We start from the raw sequence: 18554 nt of genomic DNA, 5'->3' as shown, positions 1-18554 counted from the left end.
CCGTCATTGTCCTGACCTGCACAGATAGCGTGTCCAGGCCTGTGGATAACTTACGCGGCAGCCTTCACGACGACGTTGGAGATGTCGGTCTTGCTCTTGCCGTCGACGGTCCCCAGCGTGGAGATCCAGATCAGCAGATGCTGCGTCGGCTGCGCGTTGCTGATCGTGATGGTGTTGGAGCCCGTCTTCATGGTCGCCGGCTGCGTCAGCACCGTCGTGGCATCGAGCGAGGACGGGTTGGCGGATTGCGCCGACCGAATCTGGATCGCGGTGCCGGTACTGGTCAGGTTGAGGCTCACCGACGCGACCGTGGTCGCCTGGGGCAGGTTCAGCATGAGGCCGACGCCGCTCTTGAAACCGGGGAACGGTGTGGGGTCGGTGTAGACATCGGTCGACCAGGCATCACCTGAGGCGCCGGTGATGGCCTTGCCCGCGGTCTCCGGGGAGTCCGCGCCACCGCCGGGCGAAAACACGGTCACACCAACGGGTTTCACCACATTGCCGGGCGTCGGCGCACCGCTCGTGGTCGGGCGCTGGCTGTTGAGGCCGAGCTGCTGCTTGTCCAGGCCGCCACCGACGTCACCGAAGATGCCCTTGAGCACCGACGCCAGCACCAGCAGCGCCACGAGCAGGATGGCCCCACCGACCCCCACCCCGATCAGCAATGCCTTGCGCCGCTTGGCGGCCGCTTCGAGTTCCGCCGCGTCCTCGGAGTCCGGGCCCTGCGAGCTGTCGACGGGCTCGAGCAGTTCCGTGGTGTCCGCCACCGTGGTGGCCTGCTGCAGCAGGTTCAACAGCGTTGGGGCCGAACGGATTCCGCCACCTTCCTGCACGGCGCGGGCGGCTGCGGCGGAGATCTGGAAGGGGATGGTCCCGTCGACCGCGCGGGGTTCGACGGGCTGGCCCGCGCTGTTCTGCGTCGCGGGCAGCATGCCGCTGAGCGCGCCGGACTCGGGCAGCGGCCACCGGTTGACCAGCAGCGCGTACAGCGTCGCGCCGACGCCGCGGATGTCGTCCTCAGGGGTGGCCGACGGCAGCGTGCCGGGGAAGGCGAGCACTACGTCGCCCTCGATGCTGACCCGGATTCGGCCGGGGTGATCGATCGACAACGCGACGCCGGCCCGGTGCGCGGATTCGGCCGTCGACGCCAGGGACTGGATGGCACGGGCGCCGCCCATCGGGGACGGTTCCGTCGCGGCGACCTCGGCGAGCGAACCGCCGCGGATCCATTCGCTGACCACCAGGCCGCCGTGGCCGAGCCGGGTGACATCCAGGATCCGGGCCAGGCCGGGTCCCTCGATGTGGCTCAGTTTGCTTGTCCGGGTGAGGATTTCCTGGACCATCGACTGCGGCAGCTCGCCGTCATGGTCGATGAACGTGAGCGCGACCTGGCGGTCGAGCGCGATGTCGAGGGCGTGCCAGAACTGCAGATCCGGGGGACCGCCGTGGAAGACGAGCAGACGGTAGCGGCCGTCGGCGACGACCGCGCCGGCCCGCAAGGCGACGTCGTCGCTGCCGCCCGACGTATCCGAGATGGGGGCGGATCCCTGGTCCGCGGGTGCGTCGGTCACCGCAAATCCTTTCCGAAGCCCGCCCGTGGTACCACTTCCCCGGTATGCCCCGCCAGTGGCGGACGCGCCGGGCCGCGGTGGTACCGGTGATGAAATGCCGTGTCCAGGGTACGGGACCGAGGTTCGTCCGGAGTCCGGTACAGCCGAGCTGACCTGGACTGCGGGGGTCGGTGCGGGGCCGCCGCGGCCCAGCCGGCGCTTCACGAAAGCCACTGCGGCCAGCGCGTCGGGCACCTTGGCGGCCACGAGCACCGTCACGATCACCGGGAGCATGATCACGCCGAGCAGAACCAGGCGCAGCAACGATCCGGCGGCGCCGCCGTGCTCGGTCAGCCGCTCGAACCCCAGCAGTTTGTCGGCGAGATAGGCGAGCAGCCCCGATCCCAGTGAGGCGCAGACGGTCACCAGGATCGTCCGGATCACCGGCAGCTCGATCATCCGGCCGCGCGGCGGCCGCAGCGCGGAGCGCAACAACACGTAGCCGACGGTCGCACCGGCGAGGAAGCCCAAGCCGTTGGCCAGGCCGAGATAGCCGGCCACGAGTTCCCGGTCGTCGGTCAGGTGCGGCGCGATCAGCGAGCCGGCGATCTTCACCACGGTGATCACGACGATCACGACGATCGGGATCCAGGGCTGTTCGCGGGCGTAGAACACCCGGAGTTCCAGCAGCAGCATGGAATACGGGATCAGGGTGAACGCCGACAGCGTGATGGCCATGCCGAGATAGCCGGCGTCGGTGGCCCCGAAGTTGCCGTACGCGAACAGGGCGTTGCCGATGGCGGGACCGCCGACGGTCATGAAGGCGACGATCGGGATGAGCGTCACCATGGTCAGCCGGGTGGCCAGCGAGAAGTCGGCGAGCACCGCGGGGTTGTCGTTCGCGGCGGCGTTGCGGGACAGCCGGGGCATCACGACGGTCAGCACCGTCACGCCGATCATGCCGAAGGGCAGCTGCAGCAGCAGCCAGGCGTAGTTGTAGATCGCCGGGCCGGAAGCGGCTGCGTGGCTGGCGATCTCGTTGCCGACGATCAGCCCGATCTGGCTGATCAGGACGTACAGCATCATGGCGACGGCCATGGTGCCGAACTTCTTGAGCCGGTCGTCGATGCCCCACAGCGGCCGCAGGTCGACGCGATGTTGGCGCAGGGAGTACAGCAGGATCCCGGCCTGGGCCACGACGCCGAGTGTGGTGCCGATGCCGAGCACCAGCAGCTTGGCGTTGCCCATCTCGACGGGATCGATCGAGAGTTCGCCCGGGACAAGCACATACACGCCGAGCGTGATGATCGCGACCACGTTGTTGAGCACCGGCGCCCACGCCGGCGGCCCGAACACGTTGCGGTTGTTCAGGATTGCCATGTAGACCGCGGTCAACCCGTAGAAGATGATCTGGGGCAGCAGCAGATACGCGAAGGCGGTGGTGAGTGGCTCGTTGACCTGCGGGTCACTGCCCAGCATCAGCCGCACCAGCAGCGGTGCCGCCGCGACCGACAGCACCGTCGTCAGCAGCAGTAGCGCGGTGGCCAGCGTGACCAGCCGCCGCACGAACGCGGCACCACCGTCGGCGTCGTCCCGTTCGGCCCGCGCCAGCACCGGCACGAAGATCGCGGTGAACGTCGCCTCCAGCACCAGGGCCGCCACCATGTTCGGCAGCTGGTTGGCGACGGTGAACGAACTCGACAGGGCCGCACCGAGAATCGCGGCGAGCAGCACGATCCGCAGGAACCCGGTGATACGGCTGACCAGCGTGGCGAAGGCCATGCCCCAGGACCGGGAGACGACGGCGGCGTCGGACAGCTCGGCCCGCCGGGGCGGTGCCTGGGGTGCCCGGGGTGCCTGAGGCCGGGGACTGCGCGGCGCGCTCATGAGTCCTCCGGGGCGTGGGCGATGGCGGTGTCGAGTGGATCGGGCCGGATGGGCCGGCTGTGGTGCGGGCGGTCCAGATCGGCGCGGTCGGGCTGACCGCGGAACCGGTGCCACAGCCGCCGGCCGGCCAGCAGGAACAGCACCGCGCCGGCGGACAGCGTGATGAAGAACAGCACCTTGCCGTAGGCGTTGGAATGCACCGACAGCCGGACCGGCTCGCCGAGCGTCAGACCGTTGACCGTGCGCAGGGAGACATCGACCGCGACGCGCTGGGTGAAATGCACCTCGATCGGTACCCGCAGCGGCAGGTAGCCCGGCGGCAGTTCGATCTCACCCATGTCGGTGACGGTCATGCCCGGTGGCGCGTCGATGACCAGCCGTACCCGGATCGGCACCGGCAGGTCGTTGCGCAGGGCCAGGGGGAGGGGACTGCGTTCGGTGGCCAGCGTGTACGAGCCGCCGGGGTTGACGACGGTGACGCCGTGGAACAGGTCGTCCATCGTGCGCTGCGTGGTGCTGACGCGCTCCTGGGCCAGGGCTTCGCGGACGGTCGGCGGTACCGACTGCGTCAGCGCCCGCAGCATGTCCTCCCGCAGCGGCGCCGTGTACTGGTCGCCCGTCAGCCCCGTCTGGGTGTTGACGGTGAGCGCGGCGGTCAGGCCCCAGATCCGTTCCATGGTGGTCGAGATCTGGCTGGTGATGCCGTCTCCGTAGCGGGCCTTGGGGTTGCCGGTGCCGTTGTCCGGCGGGGTGGCCGACTGCGTCGGCGGCAGTGCCTGCGCGTCGGCGATCACCGCGGGCATCGGGCGGGCGACGGCCAGGCCGGAGTGGATCGCCGTGGCGACCGACGTCAGGATCGCCTGGGCGTCGTCGGGCGTCACGTCCCACGCCAGCGGCGGCATCAGGATCTGGTTTCGCGGTTGCGCGTCGGGCTGCAGGCCACGCCACAGCACTGAGGCGATGGCGTCCTGGCGCCGCGCCACCTGCGAGTCGTGGTTGAGCGGTACCCGCAGCGAGGTGTCCAGGTACCCGGGTGAGATCGGGGTGCGGCCCGCGCCGGCCAGGGCCGCGGCGACGCACGGGTCGAACGGCGCCACGGTCACTTTGTCGCTGTAGCGGACGGGCGCGGTGTCGGCGGGATTCGCGGCGTCGTCGGCGGTGATGGGCGCCGCGGCGATCGCGACGGTCGGTTCGGGCTGCGCCGACAGCAGCCGTACCGCCGGGCCCGTGAGCGGGCCGTCACCGACGACCGTCGCGCCGCGCAGGGACTGGATGCCGAGCAGCTGGTTGACGATGGGCCCGGCATCGGTGGTGGCGGTGGTGTTCAGGGCGGCGTCGCCCACGCGCTGCAGCGCGCGCAGGTCGGCCTGGGCGTACACCGTCGGGGTGACACACACCCGTTGGGCGAGCTGCCGCAGCCTGTTGAGCCACTCGGTCGCGGCCTGCTGGCCGGTGCCCGGGTGGGTGGGCGAGTTGAGGCCGGCCTCCGGGTCGTCGGTCACGACGTAGCCGCCGCTCATCGCGTTGACGGTGATCAGCAGGTCGGGGTCGACGGCCAGGCACATGGCTCCCCGCATGAGGCCGCCGGGATCCACCTGGTCGTTGGTGGCGAAGTCCGCCGCGGCCAGCAGGGTGTCGAGGCGGCCGCCGTTGGCCAGGGACGTGGCGAGGTCGTCGTCGGCGAGGCGCGCCGGTTCGGTGCGTCCGGGGATGCCGGCCGCCAGGTGCGGACGGTCGGCGAGCGGCCACAGCAGGGTCAGCGCGACAGGGCGTGCCGTGTCGGGTGGTACGACGGCGTCGATCGGCTGCTGGCCACTGCCGCTGCCCACGGCGGCCGGGGTGGCCGGCACGCCGAGCACCGGCAGTAGGAAGCGGGCGTCGTCGAGCCGGGCGGCCGAGCCGTAGTCGGGGGTGCCGTTGACGTTGACGAGCAGCGGGTACACACCGGGGTGATCGATGCCCAGGGCGGGATGCTCGGCGGACCGCACCGGATACGCCAGCCGGAACGGCACACTCTGTCCGCGCGCCAGATCCTGCGACACCGTGGTGAAGTCGCCGACGGCGGAGAAGTCGGTCGGCTCCCCGGCCAGCGTCGTCCGCAGCCCGGACGACGACGTCACCGCGGCCGCGTGCTCGAGGCGCACCATGACGTCGTGCACCGGGCGGTCACCGACATTGGTGACGGTGCCGCTGACCGTCACCACCGGCTCACTGGTGGTGGTCACGACGTCGGGAGTGACGTGGTCGATGCGCAGCTGCAGGAACGTCGCCCCGCCCGGTTCGCCTGCCGACGATTGCGGCGTGATCGGGGCGGTGAGCAACAGCAACAGGGCGGTGACTGCCAGGACGCGCAGGAGAACTGTCGAGGCCGCCAACCTGACCTTCACGACCCGGGTCCGCAGCCGTTCGCGCGGCGGCCGGGTTGGGTATGGGCGGAGTCGTCGGTGCGATGGTTCCGCGTGCGGGAATGGGTCTGTGGGCGGCGGCGCGGCGCGGTGCGCGGCAGCGGCGGCAGGGCGCCCGGTCCATCGGTGTGCAGTTTGTCGATCAGTTCGCCGGCCACCTCGGCGAGCTTGCGCTCGTCGGCGTAGGCCAGGCGGGACGGCAGCTCCCGAAGCGGCACCCACGCCACTTCGGTGACCTCGACGTCGTCGTCGGAGAGTTCACCGCCCAGGAATCGCATCAGGTAATGGTGCACTGTCTTGTGCACGCGCCGACCCTCGGTCACGAACCAGTAGTCGATGCTGCCGAGCGCGGCCAGCACGCTGCCCTGCAGCCCGGTCTCCTCGGCGACCTCACGGATGGCGGTCTGTTCGGCCGTCTCGCCGAGTTCGATGTGCCCCTTGGGCAGTGACCACAGCATGCGGCCACGACGGTCGATGCGGCCGATGAGGGCCGCCTTCTGGGTGTCCTTGGGGCCGTCGAGGCCGTCGATCACCAGCCCGCCGGCCGATGTTTCGTGGACGGTGCGCAGCCGGTCGTTGTTCGACTTGCGGGCAGCCGGGGTGGCGGGAGCCGCCGCCGGGACTGCTTGTGCGGTGCCGTTGCGGGGCGCGGCTGCCGAATCGGTGTCGGTGGCCTGGGTGTTGTCGCTGGGCGGACCTGCCGAGCGTCGACCGCGACGTCGCCCGCGGCGTCGTCGTGGTTTGGCACGCTCGCCTTCCGACACCCAAGCGATAGTAGCTGCTCAGGTTGGGCGCCCTGTCCCCACTCGCCGGTCAGTGGCCCAGTTGTGACCGTGCCGCGATGGTCGGTACCAAACCGCGGGGTGGGCGCATTAGGCTCATCGGACGTGCCGAACGAAGCAAGTACCGATGCCGCGTTGCTGACCGCTGCCGCGGTCGCACTGAACAAGCATGCGGGTTTGCTCGTAGACCTGGGGCGGGTATTCGCCGCCGCGGGTCACGACCTGTACCTGGTGGGCGGCAGTGTGCGCGACGCGCTGCTGGGCCGTGAGCTGAACGACCTGGACTTCACCACCGACGCCCGTCCGGCCGAGTTGCAGAAGATGCTGCGCGGCTGGGCAGAAGCGTTGTGGGACACCGGGATCGAATTCGGGACCATCGGGGCGGCCAAGTATGGGCAGCGCATCGAGATCACCACCTTCCGCGCCGACAGCTACGACCAGGTGTCCCGCAACCCCGAGGTGGTGTTCGGCGACCGGCTCGAGGACGACCTGGTGCGCCGGGACTTCACCGTGAACGCCATGGCAGTCCGGATCAACCCGGACCTGCCCGGCGGCATCGGTGAGTTCCACGATCCACTCGGTGGGCTCGCCGCACTCGCCGACAAGGTGCTCGACACCCCGTCGGCGCCGCAGGTGTCGTTCGGTGACGATCCGCTGCGGATGTTGCGGGCGGCCCGCTTCGTCTCACAGCTGGGGTTCTCGGTGGCGCCGCGCGTGCTCGAGGCCCTGCTCGAGATGGCGCCGCAGCTGGGCCGGATCACCGCCGAGCGCGTGGCCGCCGAGCTCGACAAGCTGATGCTCGGCGCCGATCCCATGGCCGGCGTGGATTTGATGGTGCAGACCGGACTGGGCGATGTCGTGCTGCCCGAGGTCGGTGCGATGCGGATGGCGATCGACGAACACCACCAGCACAAGGACGTGTACCACCACTCGCTGACGGTGCTGCGGCAGGCGATCGACCTCGAGGACGAGGGCCCGGATCTGGTGCTGCGCTGGGCGGCGCTGCTGCACGACATCGGCAAGCCTGACACCCGCCGCCACGAGCCCGACGGGGGCGTCAGCTTCCACCACCACGAGGTGGTCGGCGCCAAGATGACGCGCAAGCGGATGCGCGCGCTGAAGTACTCCAAGCAGATGGTCGACGACGTCTCGCAGCTGGTGTATCTGCACCTGCGGTTCCACGGCTACGCCGACGACAAGGGCACCGGCCAGTGGACGGACTCGGCCGTGCGGCGGTACGTCACCGACGCCGGGCCGCTGCTGAGCCGGTTGCACAAGCTGGTGCGCGCGGACTGCACGACCCGCAACCGTCGTCGGGCGGCGCGGTTGCAGGCCAACTACGACGGTCTCGAGCGACGCATCGAGGAGCTGGCCGCGAAAGAGGATCTGGCCCGGGTGCGGCCGGACCTGGACGGCAACGAGATCATGACGCTGCTCGGCATCCCGGCCGGCCCGCAGGTCGGCGAGGCGTGGCGGTTCCTCAAGGAGCTGCGGCTGGACCGCGGCCCGCTGAGCCACGACGAGGCCGTCGCCGAATTGCAGAAATGGTGGAACGCCAGAGGCTGATCAGCCGTCCATTCAGGTATGGACTATTGCCTGAGTGACGGGGACGGGTCGGCGTCGTGGTGGCCGGGGGAGCCGGCGGTGGACGCCGACGGCGACGGCACGCTGGACGGCGTGCGGCTCGATGTGGACGGCGACGGATTGTTCGACGATGCGCTGGCCGACTTCGACGGGGACGGCCGGGCCGACCATGCCGTGATCGATGTCGACGGTGCGCGCCGGTCGTTCACCGACGACGGGTCGGGTACCTGGGCGGTGGGCTCGGGGCTGCGGTGGTTCGGTCTGGACGGCACCGAGCAGAGCGGGGGAGCGGTCGTCGACTTCGACGGTGACGGCGCGGCCGACGACCGGCTGATCGATGCCGATGGCAACGGGCTCGCGGACCGGGTGCTGGCCGGGCCGGTGGCCTACGCGGACACCGACGGTGACGGGCGATGGGATGTGCAGCTGTCAGACGCCGACGGAGACGGTACGGCCGACGCGGCGGGCGTGGTGGCGCGCGGTTAGTCCACTGCCCGAGAAGGACCAAATGGCTGTGCGTCGCCTCGCGTGACGACCATTTGGTCCCTTTCGGTGAGCCGGCGCGAGCTCAGTTCCGGCCGGCTCCGGGCGGCCCGGCGAAGGCCTGGGCGATGGTCAGCCATTTCTGGGCGTCATCGCCGACGGCCTTGACGTCGAGTTCCCGCAGCGGCCGCCGCTGCGTGACCAGGAGACAGAAGTCCTCGGCCGAGCCGGTGACCCGCTGTGCGGCGTCGTCCGGACCCCAGGTCCACACCGACCCGTCGGGGGCGGAAAGTTCCACGTGAAACACGTCGGCCGGCGGAGTCAGCTCGTGGAGCGTGAATGCGAAATCCCTTGTCCGAACGCCGATGTGCGCGATCGACTTGAGCCGGGCCGTCGGCTCACGCCGGACCCCGAGCGTGTCGGCGACGTCAGCGCCGTGCGCCCAGGTCTCCATCAGCCGGGCGCTCGCCATGGACGCGGCGCTCATCGGCGGGCCGAACCACGGCAGCTTGCGGCCGTCGGCAACACCTTCCAATGCGTCGTGCAGCGTGGTCCGGGTGGCGCGCCACTGCGCCAGCATCTCTGCCGGCGGCGTCTGCGCGAGTTCTTCGGCCGCCACGTCGACGAAGCCGAGCGGGTTCTTCCACGCCTCGGTGAGCGTCGCGGCGAAGGCTTCCTCGTCGGTCACCGCCAGCACCGACACCTGGTCGGTCCACCACAGATGCGCGATCTGATGGGCGATGGTCCAGCCTTCGGCCGGGGTCGCAGTGGCCCACTCGGCGGGTGGCAGGTCGGCGACCAGACGGTCCAGGTCGTCACTTTCGGCACGCAGATCGGCGATGACACCGGCAGCAGCATTGGGGGCCATGGCAGCACCCTAGACGGTACCGCTGGTTCTGCTGCGCTTGCCCAGCGTCGCGTGCAGGGCCATGCCCACGAGGTAGACGACGGAGCCGGCGGCCATCAGTGCCGACGACTTGCCGTCGTCCGGGATTACGGCCGCCGATACCGTGATCGCGACGATGAACGCCATCCAGAACAGCGCGTCCTGGACGGCGAACACGTGCCCACGCAGGGCGTCGTCGACGTCGAGCTGCATCGCCGAGTCGGCGCACAACTTGACCACCTGCCCGGCCGTGCCCAGCACCAGACTGCAGGCGATCAGGACCGGTATCTGCAGGCCGACGCCCGCGAGCTGAACCACTGCCGCGACGGCGAGCGCGCCGTTGGCGGTTGCATAGCGACCCCAGCGGCGTACCGCGGCCGGCATGACGACGTTGCCCAGGAACGACCCGAGGCCCGCGGCGGCGACGAACACGACGGTCACCGCGAACCCGGCGACGTGTTCGCCGCCGCCATGCCGGACGATCACCAGCACCATCAGGGTGTTGATGCCGAACACCATCCGGTGGGCCGCCAGACCGGTGAGGGTGGCCGTCACGGTCGGCACATTCGCCACCGACCGGAGTCCGTAGACCCAGCCGGTGATGACGGCGTAGGCGACCGAACCGTGGACGGCGCGGGCGCTGTCGTCAGGGCCCAGGAGGTGGCGATGGAAGCGCACCGACAGCCACAGCGCCACCGCGACGGCCACCGCTGCCAGCCAGATCACCACGGCCGAGCTGGTGTCGCCCGCGCCCAGCAGCCAGCGGGGCAGCAGCATCACGTTGGCGCCCACGAACGCCGACACCGCTCCGCACGCGGTGGCCACCGAGTTCATCGACACGACGTGTTCGGTGGGCACGACATGTGGCAGTGCGGCCGACAGTCCGGAGGAGACGAAGCGGGTGAAGCCGTTGACGATCAAGGCGCCGAACAGGATCCACTGGTCGGACGCGGCGTTGGCCAGCAGCGCGCCGACGCAGATCATCACCAGCAGCCGGCCGAGGTTGGCGACGATGAGCACCTGCCGGCGGTCCCAGCGGTCGAGCAACGCGCCGGCAAACGGACCCAGCAGTGAGTACGGCAGGTACAGCGCGGCGAAGGCACCGGCGATGGCCAGCGGGGTGGCCTGGCGTTCCGGGCTGAACAGCAGGCCGCCCACCAGGCCGGCCTGGAAGAGTCCGTCGCCGAACTGGCTGACCGCACGCAGTTCCAGCAGCCGGCGGAAGTCCGGCAGGGCCTGCACCGCATGCAGGACGACGTGATGGGGACGGCGGGCGGTCACTGGGATATTCGTGTCCTGATTTGAGAGTGCCGGGCGTGGTTGAAGCGACCCGCTCCACAGTACAAATATCCCGGCGGGCCGTGTGCGTTGGTCACGGCGACGGCTCTCAAGTGCCATTATGGAGGGCGTGGCGCAGTCAGAGGAACCGGAGGATTACCGCGATTTCGCTCCCGCCTCGCACCGGATTCGGGCGGGGACACTGCTGCTCGCCAACACCGACCTGCTGGAGCCGACGTTCCGGCGCAGCGTCATCTACATCGTTGAGCACAACTCCGGTGGCACGCTCGGCGTCGTCCTGAACCGGCCCAGCGAGACGGCCGTCTACAACGTGCTGCCGCAGTGGGCGAAGCTCGCGAAGAAACCCAAGTCGATGTTCATCGGCGGTCCGGTGAAACGCGATTCCGCGCTGTGCCTGGCGACCATGAAGGTCGGCGTCGACGCGTCGTCGGTGCCGGGGCTGCGACATGTGCAGGGCCGCATCGCGATGGTCGACCTGGACGCCGACCCCGAGGACATCGAAGGCGCCGTCGAGGGCGTGCGGATTTACGCCGGCTACTCGGGATGGTCGGTGGGTCAGCTCGACGGTGAGATCGAGCGCGACGACTGGATCGTCCTGTCTGCGCTGCCGTCGGACGTCCTCGTGGAACCGCGGGTGGATCTGTGGTCGCGGGTGCTACGCCGTCAGCCGATGCCCATGGCGATGCTGGCGACGCACCCGATCGATGTGAGCCGTAACTAACCGGCGAAATCAGCTGCAGGACAGCGTGCAGCTGGCGCAGCTGCCGGCGCAGCCGTCACCGGCGGGCGCGTTCTCCCGGGCCATCATGGCGGCCCCGGCCTTGGCGCCCTGGTAGCAGCCGGCGGCGAAGGTGCCGACGGCGCCGATGACGCAGACCATCAACACCATCACCCCGGTGCTGCGCGGTGCGACGAGCGCGACGGCACCACCGGCGGCGAGCATCGCGGCCGTCGCGAGTTGGATCGGTGCCACCGAGCGCAGCACGCGCGGCACGGTGTCGGTCGATGGGGGGCGGCTCAGCGACCAGGCGCCGACGCCCGCGGTCACCACGGCCGCGCACAGGCACAGCACCGCGGCGATCAGCATGCGTCTCAGGATAGGGGCGGCCGGGCGGCCGCTCCAAACCGGTGACCGGTCAGCGGCCGAGGCCGGGGATCGACGCGGTGAGCGGTACGGCCCCGGCGGCGTGCGGCGCGACGGCGGCCGGTGCCGGGACCATCGGCGCGGCCGGAGCCGGTGCGACGGGCGCGGGCACAGCAGCCGGTGCAGGTGCTGCGGCCGGTGCGGGGACGGCGGCCGGCGCCGGCGCTGCGGCCGGTGCACCCGGTGTGCTGATCTTGAAGCCGTTGACGATGGCGTCGGTGGCGTTGCCGGACGCGACGGTCACCTGGGCACTCGTGGTCACCGACAGCGTCACCAGGTAGCGGTCGGCACCCGACGTCGCGATTACGTGCCGCCGAGAGGTGTTCAGCGTCAGGTTGTTCTCGCGGTACGTGCCTTCGATGATCGACGACGGCATGCCATAGAAATCAGCCATCGAACCGTCGGTGGACCGCCACGCGACCTGCTGCTGGCTGTCGATGAAGCCGTGGCTGATGGCTTCGCGCGGGTCGAAGTCGCCGACGAGCTTGTAGACCTGCAGCGCGGCGTTCGAGGTGTAGAGGCCGTCGCCGCCGACGCGGTCGGCGATCACGGCGAAGGCGTCGGGCACGTTCGGGTCGGGCACCGCGGCCCAGCCCGGCGGCACCGGCAGGACGATGTTCAGCGCGGTGAAGCCGGCGGCTGTCTGCCGCTGCATGGCGACGTTGTGGGCGCGGAAGAACTCGGCGATGGTGCCCGAGGCGGCCGGGGCGATGGCGGGTGTGGGCGGCGGCGCCGGGGCGATGACCGGCTGCGCCACCGCGGGCTGGGGAAGTGTGGCCGGCTGGGGTACGGCGGCGGGCTGACCTGCGGGGATGAACGCGGGTCCGGCCGGCTGGGCCGCAGCCACCGGCGCCGGGGCGGCCTGCACCGTGACCGTCTGGGTCACCGTGGCGGGTGCCGGGAGGACGGGCTGGGGCGGCAGGGGATCGGCGGATGCGGTGTTGCCTGCGAAGCCGACGACGCCCGCCAGGCCCGCGGCGACACCTCCTGCCAGAAGCCGCCAGTGGCGGGCGTTCTCGAACATGTGGCGTCGGTCCTTCCGCTTCACTTCTGTCTCACGCGTTGCACTGGTGCCGACTGTAGGTAGGTATGTGCGGTGCCCACCAGATCCGGCGCGCACCTGCAACCGTGCTCTGACCGCACTGCAACGGAACCGAGACCAACGCCGATCGGCTGGCGTGATGCAGGTCGCGCCGGGGGTGTTGACTACCCTGTGCACGTGAGCGATTCCCCGAATGCGCAGGCAGGCGTGCGTCCCGAGGCGGCCGTGGCCGTCGACGCCGACAGCCCGCAGCACCGTTACACGGCCGAACTCGCCGGCCGCATCGAGGCCGACTGGCAGCAGGTGTGGACGGACCGCGGCACTTTCAACGTGCCGAATCCCGTCGGCTCGCTCGCACCCACCGACGGCGCGCCGGTGCCGGCGGACAAGATGTTCGTGCAGGACATGTTCCCGTACCCCTCGGGCGACGGCCTGCACGTCGGGCACCCGCTCGGCTACATCGCCACCGACGTGTACGCGCGCTACTTCCGCATGACGGGCCGCAATGTCCTGCACGCCCTGGGCTTCGACGCCTTCGGCCTGCCTGCCGAGCAGTACGCGGTCCAGACGGGCACGCACCCGCGCACCCGGACCGAGGCCAACATCGTCAACTTCCGGCGGCAGCTGGGACGGTTGGGCCTGGGCCACGACTCGCGCCGCAGCTTCGCCACCACCGACACCGACTTCTACAAGTGGACGCAGTGGATCTTCCTGCAGATCTACAACGCCTGGTTCGACGCGGCGCAGCAGAAGGCCCGGCCCGTCGCCGAGCTCATCGCCGAATTCGATTCCGGCGCAAGGGCTCTCGATGACGGCCGGAACTGGTCGGCGCTGACTGCCGCCGAACGTGCCGAGGTCGTCGACTCCTACCGCCTGGTGTACCGCTCCGACTCGATGGTCAACTGGTGCCCGGGTCTGGGCACCGTGCTGGCCAACGAAGAGGTGACCTCCGACGGGCGCAGCGAGCGCGGCAACTTCCCGGTGTTCCGGAAGCGGTTGCGGCAGTGGATGATGCGCATCACCGCGTACTCCGACCGGCTGCTCGAGGACCTGGACGTGCTGGACTGGCCCGACAAGGTCAAGGCCATGCAGCGCAACTGGATCGGCCGCTCCGTCGGTGCGGAGGTGCTGTTCTCCGCGGGGGACGCCGACATCGAGGTCTTCACCACTCGCCCGGACACGCTGTTCGGCGCGACCTACCTGGTGCTGGCTCCCGAGCACGACCTGGTGGATTCGCTGCTGGCCGGTTCCTGGCCCGCCGACATCGACGACCGGTGGACCTACGGAGAGGCCACACCGGCCGAGGCGGTCGCCGCCTACCGCGCCGCCATCGCCGCGAAGTCCGACCTGGAGCGCCAGGAGAACAAGACCAAGACCGGTGTCTTCACCGGCGCCTACGCCACGAATCCGGTGAACGGACAACAGGTTCCGATCTTCATCGCCGACTACGTGCTGGCCGGCTACGGCACCGGCGCCATCATGGCGGTGCCCGGCCACGACCAGCGCGACTGGGAGTTCGCGACGGCGTTCGGCCTGCCCATCGTGGAAGTCATTGCCGGCGGCGATCTTTCGGAGTCCGCGTACACGGGCGACGGCGCAGTGGTCAACTCCGATTACCTCGACGGACTGAACGTCGCCGACGCCAAGGCCGCCGTCACCGAGAAGCTGATCGCGGACGGCCGCGGCCAGGCCCGCGTCGAATTCAAACTGCGGGACTGGCTTTTCGCACGCCAGCGGTACTGGGGCGAGCCGTTCCCGATCGTCTACGACGCCGACGGCCGCGCCCACCCGCTGCCGGATTCGGCACTGCCCGTGGAACTTCCGGACGTACCCGACTACTCGCCGGTGCTGTTCGACCCGGACAACGCCGACAGCGAGCCGTCGCCGCCGCTGAACAAGGCCACCGAGTGGGTGCACGTCGAGCTCGATCTGGGCGACGGGCTGCAGTCCTACACCCGCGACACCAACGTCATGCCGCAGTGGGCCGGCAGCTCCTGGTACGAGCTGCGCTACGCCGACCCACACAACTCGGAAACGTTCTGCGCCAAGGAGAACGAGGCCTACTGGATGGGCCCGCGGCCCGAGATCTACGGCGCCGGCGATCCCGGTGGCGTCGACCTGTACGTCGGCGGCGTCGAGCACGCGGTCCTGCACCTGCTGTACTCGCGGTTCTGGCACAAGGTGCTGTTCGACCTCGGCCACGTGTCGTCGCGCGAACCGTACCGGCGCCTCGTCAACCAGGGCTACATCCAGGCGTTCGCCTACACCGACTCCCGCGGCACCTATGTGCCGGCGGCGGAAGTCGCCCCGCGCGAAGGCAAGTTCTTCTGGACGGGCCCGGACGGTGAGATCGAGGTCAACCAGGAGTTCGGCAAGATCGGCAAGAGCCTGAAGAACTCCGTCTCGCCCGACGAGATTTGCGAGGAGTACGGCGCGGACACCCTGCGCGTCTACGAGATGTCGATGGGTCCGCTGGAGGCATCCCGGCCCTGGGCGACCAAGGACGTCGTCGGCGCGCACCGGTTCCTGCAGCGGGTGTGGCGCGTCGTCGTCGACGAAACCACCGGTGCACCAAGGGTTTCGGACGACGCGGTCTCCGAGGAGACGCTCAAGCAGCTGCACAAGACCATCGCCGGTGTGAACGAGGACTACGCGGCGCTGCGCAACAACACCGCCGCCGCCAAGCTCATCGAGTACACCAACCACCTGACCAAGGAGGGCGTCACCGCTCGCGCTGCGGTCGAACCGCTGGTGCTGATGGTCGCGCCGCTGGCGCCGCACCTGGCCGAGGAGTTGTGGCGCCGTCTGGGCAGCGAGAAGTCGCTGGCGCACGGCCCGTTCCCGGTCGCCGACGAGCGCTACCTGGTCGACGACACCGTCGAGTACCCGGTGCAGGTCAACGGCAAGGTGCGCGGCAAGATCGTCGTCGCCGCCGATGCCGACAAGGCCACGCTGGAAGCCGCGGCCCTGGCCGACGAGAAGGTGCAGGCCTTCCTGGCCGGCGCCACGCCCAAGAAGGTCATCGTGGTGCCCGGCCGGCTGGTCAACATCGTCGCCTAACCAGGGATTTGTGCACGATTTTTCGCGCTGACCGCGGAAAATCGTGCACAAATCGCGAGGACCGCGCCGATGAGGGCCAGCGTCATGGTCACCAGGGTGGGAACCGCGATACCGGGAAAGCCGAGCGAGGCGAAGCCCACCAGGCCGCTCAACGCCGCGATGGCGAGCAGCGTCACGGGCAGGATCCAGCGTCGGCGGACGAGGCGCAGCACGCCGGGCGGCAGCCGCTTCGTCTGTTCACGGTCGAGCCACAGGACCCCCGCGCCGCCGATGATCGCCAGCACTGTCTCGACGACAGCGGCGATGTTGTGGCCTGCCGCGTTGAGGAATGGCAGCCACACTGCCCAGAACGCGAACGCGGCAACCGTAACCATCGATGTCCTCCGCGCGATGCCGCGGGCGAGTTGATTGGCGTCGACCATGCCGGAGTCGATCGCGGCCAGCGCCAGTGTGGCGTCGACCGATTGCACATAGCGGAAGCGCATCCGGGCGACTTCGGCGGCGACGGCGTGGGTGTGCGGGTTGCCGGGGTCCAGGCGCAGCCCCTCGAGAAGATGGGCATCCGCGCGACGTAGCGGTCCGCGCCGTCGCACAAAGTGGAACAGCCAGATGATGGCCATGACGAACAGCGCGAGGCCTCGGGACAGCAGCACGATCAGCACTGCCCACACCGGATTCGGGCGATAGAACCGCACGCGGTCGATCTCGACGAGTGCCTGTGCCAGCGGTCCCAGCGGCGAAGCGGGCGCAACGGCGCGGATGGACTCCGCCGTTGATTGTGCGTATGCCCGTTGATTCGACCTCAGATAGGCGCGGGTCAGCGTGTACCGGTAGTTGACGTCATTGGGGTCCAATTGCGCTGCCGCATAAGCTGATTGAACAGCCTCCTGTGGGTTTCCCGCGCCGCTGAGGATGGCGCGCGCATGGACCGACAGGACCCAGGGCTGGCGCGGGTCGATGCTCAGCGACCGTTCGGCCCAACCCCGGGCATCGGTGGAGAAGCCCTGTGCCTCCATCGCAATGGCCAGCATTCCCAACAGGGTTGGATTGTTGGGGTCGTGGCGCAGTGCTTCGATGGCCGCTTGCTCGGCTTCGCTGTTGCGGTCGAGCTCGAGAAGTATCCGCACCTTCTCGACGGCTTCAGCGTTGGACGACGTCATCGGCGCCGCTTGCGGCCGTGGAGGTATTGCTCGAGTTCGCCGAACTCTTCCCGGTTCTCGGCGAATGCGACGTAGTTCTGGGCCAGGCTGAACCACGCCCCGGTGCTGGGTGGGGTATCCCGCAGCGCGGCTTCGAGGTGATTCTGGGTCACCGGTTGGGTGGCGCCCCGTCGCACCGACTCATGTAGCGCGAATTCGACTGCGCGGCGGCACAATCCGGCAAGATCGGCCCCGGAATAGCCGTCGGTGCGTGCGGCGATCCGCGCCAGGTCGAGCGGGCCGGTCGGGCTGTGCCGGAGGTGATGGGCGAGGATGGCCTGCCGGGCTGGTTGGTCGGGCGGCAGCACCAGCACCTTGCGGTCGAAGCGTCCGGGGCGGAGCAGGGCCGGGTCGATGTCCCAGACCTGGTTCGTTGCGCCGAGGACCAGCAGCCCTTCGTTGTCGCTGGCGGCCCCGTCCAGCTCGAGGAGCAACTGGTTGACGATGCTGCGGATGTAGCTCGACGTCTGTGCCCGCTTGTGGCCCAGCGCGTCCAGCTCGTCGATGAACAGCACGGTCGGCCGCAGCTGCCGGGCCTCGTCGAAAACGTTCTTGATGTTGCGCTCGCTGTTGCCGAGCCACTTGTCCAGGACGTCGGCGATTCCGACGTGGATGAAGTACAGGCCCAGTTCGCCGGCGAGCGACTTGGCCAGGAACGTCTTGCCGCAGCCGGGAGGCCCCCACAGGAGCATGCTGGACCGCAGCGTGTGCCCGAATGATCGGCGCAGTTCCTCGTTGCGCATGGGTTCGAGGAAACCCATCCGGAGGCGCTCTTTGACGTCCTCCATCCCCGCCACGTCGGCGAGTGTCAGCTCGGGCCGCACGATGTCGATGAGGTCGCTGGCGGAGATGACGTCGTCGTCGTCCTCGGTGGTGGCCCACGCCGGTTCATGCGACGGACTGGCCGGTGGAGCCGGCGGTACCGGGGGAGCTGGCGGAGTCGGTGGAGCCGGGGGCGCGGCTGGCGGAGTCACGGGCGGGTCGACGGGTGGCAGCCCGAACTGACTGAGCGCCTTGGCCTTTCGCCCAAGAGCATCGGCGTCGTCGGGAGACTGCTGGAGCAGCACTTCGCAGTGGCCGAGTGCCGCGGCGTGTTGGCCGTCATCGAGCAGCAGGTCGACGAGGTGCAGACGCAGCGCGCGGTTGGCGGGGTCGGCACGTACCGCGCGGTCGATCGCGGCGAGCACTTGTGGGTCTACGGCCATGTGGCCATCCTCTCCAATACCGAGCCGC

The 18554-nt window shown here is 69.7% G+C and carries 13 protein-coding genes; 4 read left to right on the top strand and 9 right to left on the bottom strand.

What is annotated here, in order from left to right; genetic code table 11:
- Positions 1–50: 50 nt before the first annotated feature.
- The 3 genes from murJ to H289_RS0106075 are packed head-to-tail and all read right to left on the bottom strand — an operon-like array spanning position 51 to position 6606.
- Positions 51–3437, bottom strand: a complete 3387-nt coding sequence (murJ, locus tag H289_RS0106085) for a murein biosynthesis integral membrane protein MurJ (RefSeq protein ID WP_051128394.1) — start codon at positions 3435–3437, stop codon at positions 51–53.
- Complete coding sequence (locus H289_RS0106080; protein ID WP_020099874.1) at positions 3434–5824, bottom strand: hypothetical protein; 2391 nt, start codon at positions 5822–5824, stop codon at positions 3434–3436. Before H289_RS0106080 ends, murJ begins: the two co-directional genes overlap by 4 nt.
- Positions 5821–6606: an NUDIX hydrolase gene (locus H289_RS0106075; protein WP_020099873.1), complete on the bottom strand. Its 786-nt coding sequence runs from the start codon at positions 6604–6606 to the stop codon at positions 5821–5823. Before H289_RS0106075 ends, H289_RS0106080 begins: the two co-directional genes overlap by 4 nt.
- 123 nt (positions 6607–6729) lie before the next feature.
- On the opposite strand from H289_RS0106075, the gene H289_RS0106070 reads away from it, so the two are divergent.
- Both H289_RS0106070 and H289_RS0106065 read left to right on the top strand, forming a co-directional pair.
- Entirely contained in the window at positions 6730–8190 is a 1461-nt protein-coding gene (locus H289_RS0106070) for a CCA tRNA nucleotidyltransferase (RefSeq protein ID WP_020099872.1), read from the top strand.
- Between the two features lie 18 nt (positions 8191–8208).
- Positions 8209–8694, top strand: a complete 486-nt coding sequence (locus H289_RS0106065) for a hypothetical protein (protein ID WP_020099871.1) — start codon at positions 8209–8211, stop codon at positions 8692–8694.
- Between the two features lie 82 nt (positions 8695–8776).
- Here H289_RS0106065 and H289_RS0106060 read toward each other — a convergent pair whose 3' ends face one another.
- Both H289_RS0106060 and H289_RS0106055 read right to left on the bottom strand, forming a co-directional pair.
- Positions 8777–9559 carry a TIGR03084 family metal-binding protein gene (locus H289_RS0106060; RefSeq protein WP_020099870.1) on the bottom strand — a complete coding sequence of 261 codons (783 nt, stop codon included), beginning with the start codon at positions 9557–9559 and terminating at the stop codon, positions 8777–8779.
- A gap of 9 nt (positions 9560–9568) precedes the next feature.
- Positions 9569–10858, bottom strand: coding sequence for an MFS transporter (locus H289_RS0106055; protein ID WP_020099869.1), 1290 nt, complete (start codon positions 10856–10858; stop codon positions 9569–9571).
- A gap of 118 nt (positions 10859–10976) precedes the next feature.
- Between H289_RS0106055 and H289_RS0106050 the strand changes: the two genes are divergently transcribed.
- Complete coding sequence (locus H289_RS0106050) at positions 10977–11597, top strand: YqgE/AlgH family protein (RefSeq protein ID WP_020099868.1); 621 nt, start codon at positions 10977–10979, stop codon at positions 11595–11597.
- Between the two features lie 9 nt (positions 11598–11606).
- Here the strand turns inward: H289_RS0106050 and H289_RS0106045 are convergent, their stop codons facing one another.
- Positions 11607–11963, bottom strand: a complete 357-nt coding sequence (locus H289_RS0106045) for a hypothetical protein (RefSeq protein ID WP_020099867.1) — start codon at positions 11961–11963, stop codon at positions 11607–11609.
- A 49-nt stretch (positions 11964–12012) separates the two neighbouring features.
- A complete protein-coding gene (locus H289_RS0106040) occupies positions 12013–13044 on the bottom strand; it encodes an LpqN/LpqT family lipoprotein (protein WP_020099866.1) in 1032 nt (343 codons plus the stop codon).
- Positions 13045–13239: 195 nt separating this feature from the next.
- On the opposite strand from H289_RS0106040, the gene leuS reads away from it, so the two are divergent.
- The gene (gene leuS / locus H289_RS0106035; RefSeq protein WP_020099865.1) at positions 13240–16122 is read left to right on the top strand and encodes a leucine--tRNA ligase; all 2883 of its coding nucleotides are present in this window, start codon (positions 13240–13242) and stop codon (positions 16120–16122) included.
- Here the strand turns inward: leuS and H289_RS0106030 are convergent.
- Together H289_RS0106030 and H289_RS0106025 are read right to left on the bottom strand one after the other, a co-directional pair.
- Positions 16119–17282: a tetratricopeptide repeat protein gene (locus H289_RS0106030; protein ID WP_020099864.1), complete on the bottom strand. Its 1164-nt coding sequence runs from the start codon at positions 17280–17282 to the stop codon at positions 16119–16121. The genes leuS and H289_RS0106030 overlap by 4 nt on opposite strands.
- A complete protein-coding gene (locus H289_RS0106025; protein ID WP_029104839.1) occupies positions 17279–18526 on the bottom strand; it encodes an ATP-binding protein in 1248 nt (415 codons plus the stop codon). The genes H289_RS0106030 and H289_RS0106025 overlap by 4 nt, the downstream gene beginning before the upstream one ends.
- Between the last annotated feature and the right edge of the window lie 28 nt (positions 18527–18554).

This window comes from Mycobacterium sp. 360MFTsu5.1 (assembly GCF_000383495.1).
GTDB classification, from domain to species: domain Bacteria; phylum Actinomycetota; class Actinomycetes; order Mycobacteriales; family Mycobacteriaceae; genus Mycobacterium; species Mycobacterium mucogenicum_B.
This window is presented reverse-complemented; position numbering and strand designations above follow the sequence as displayed.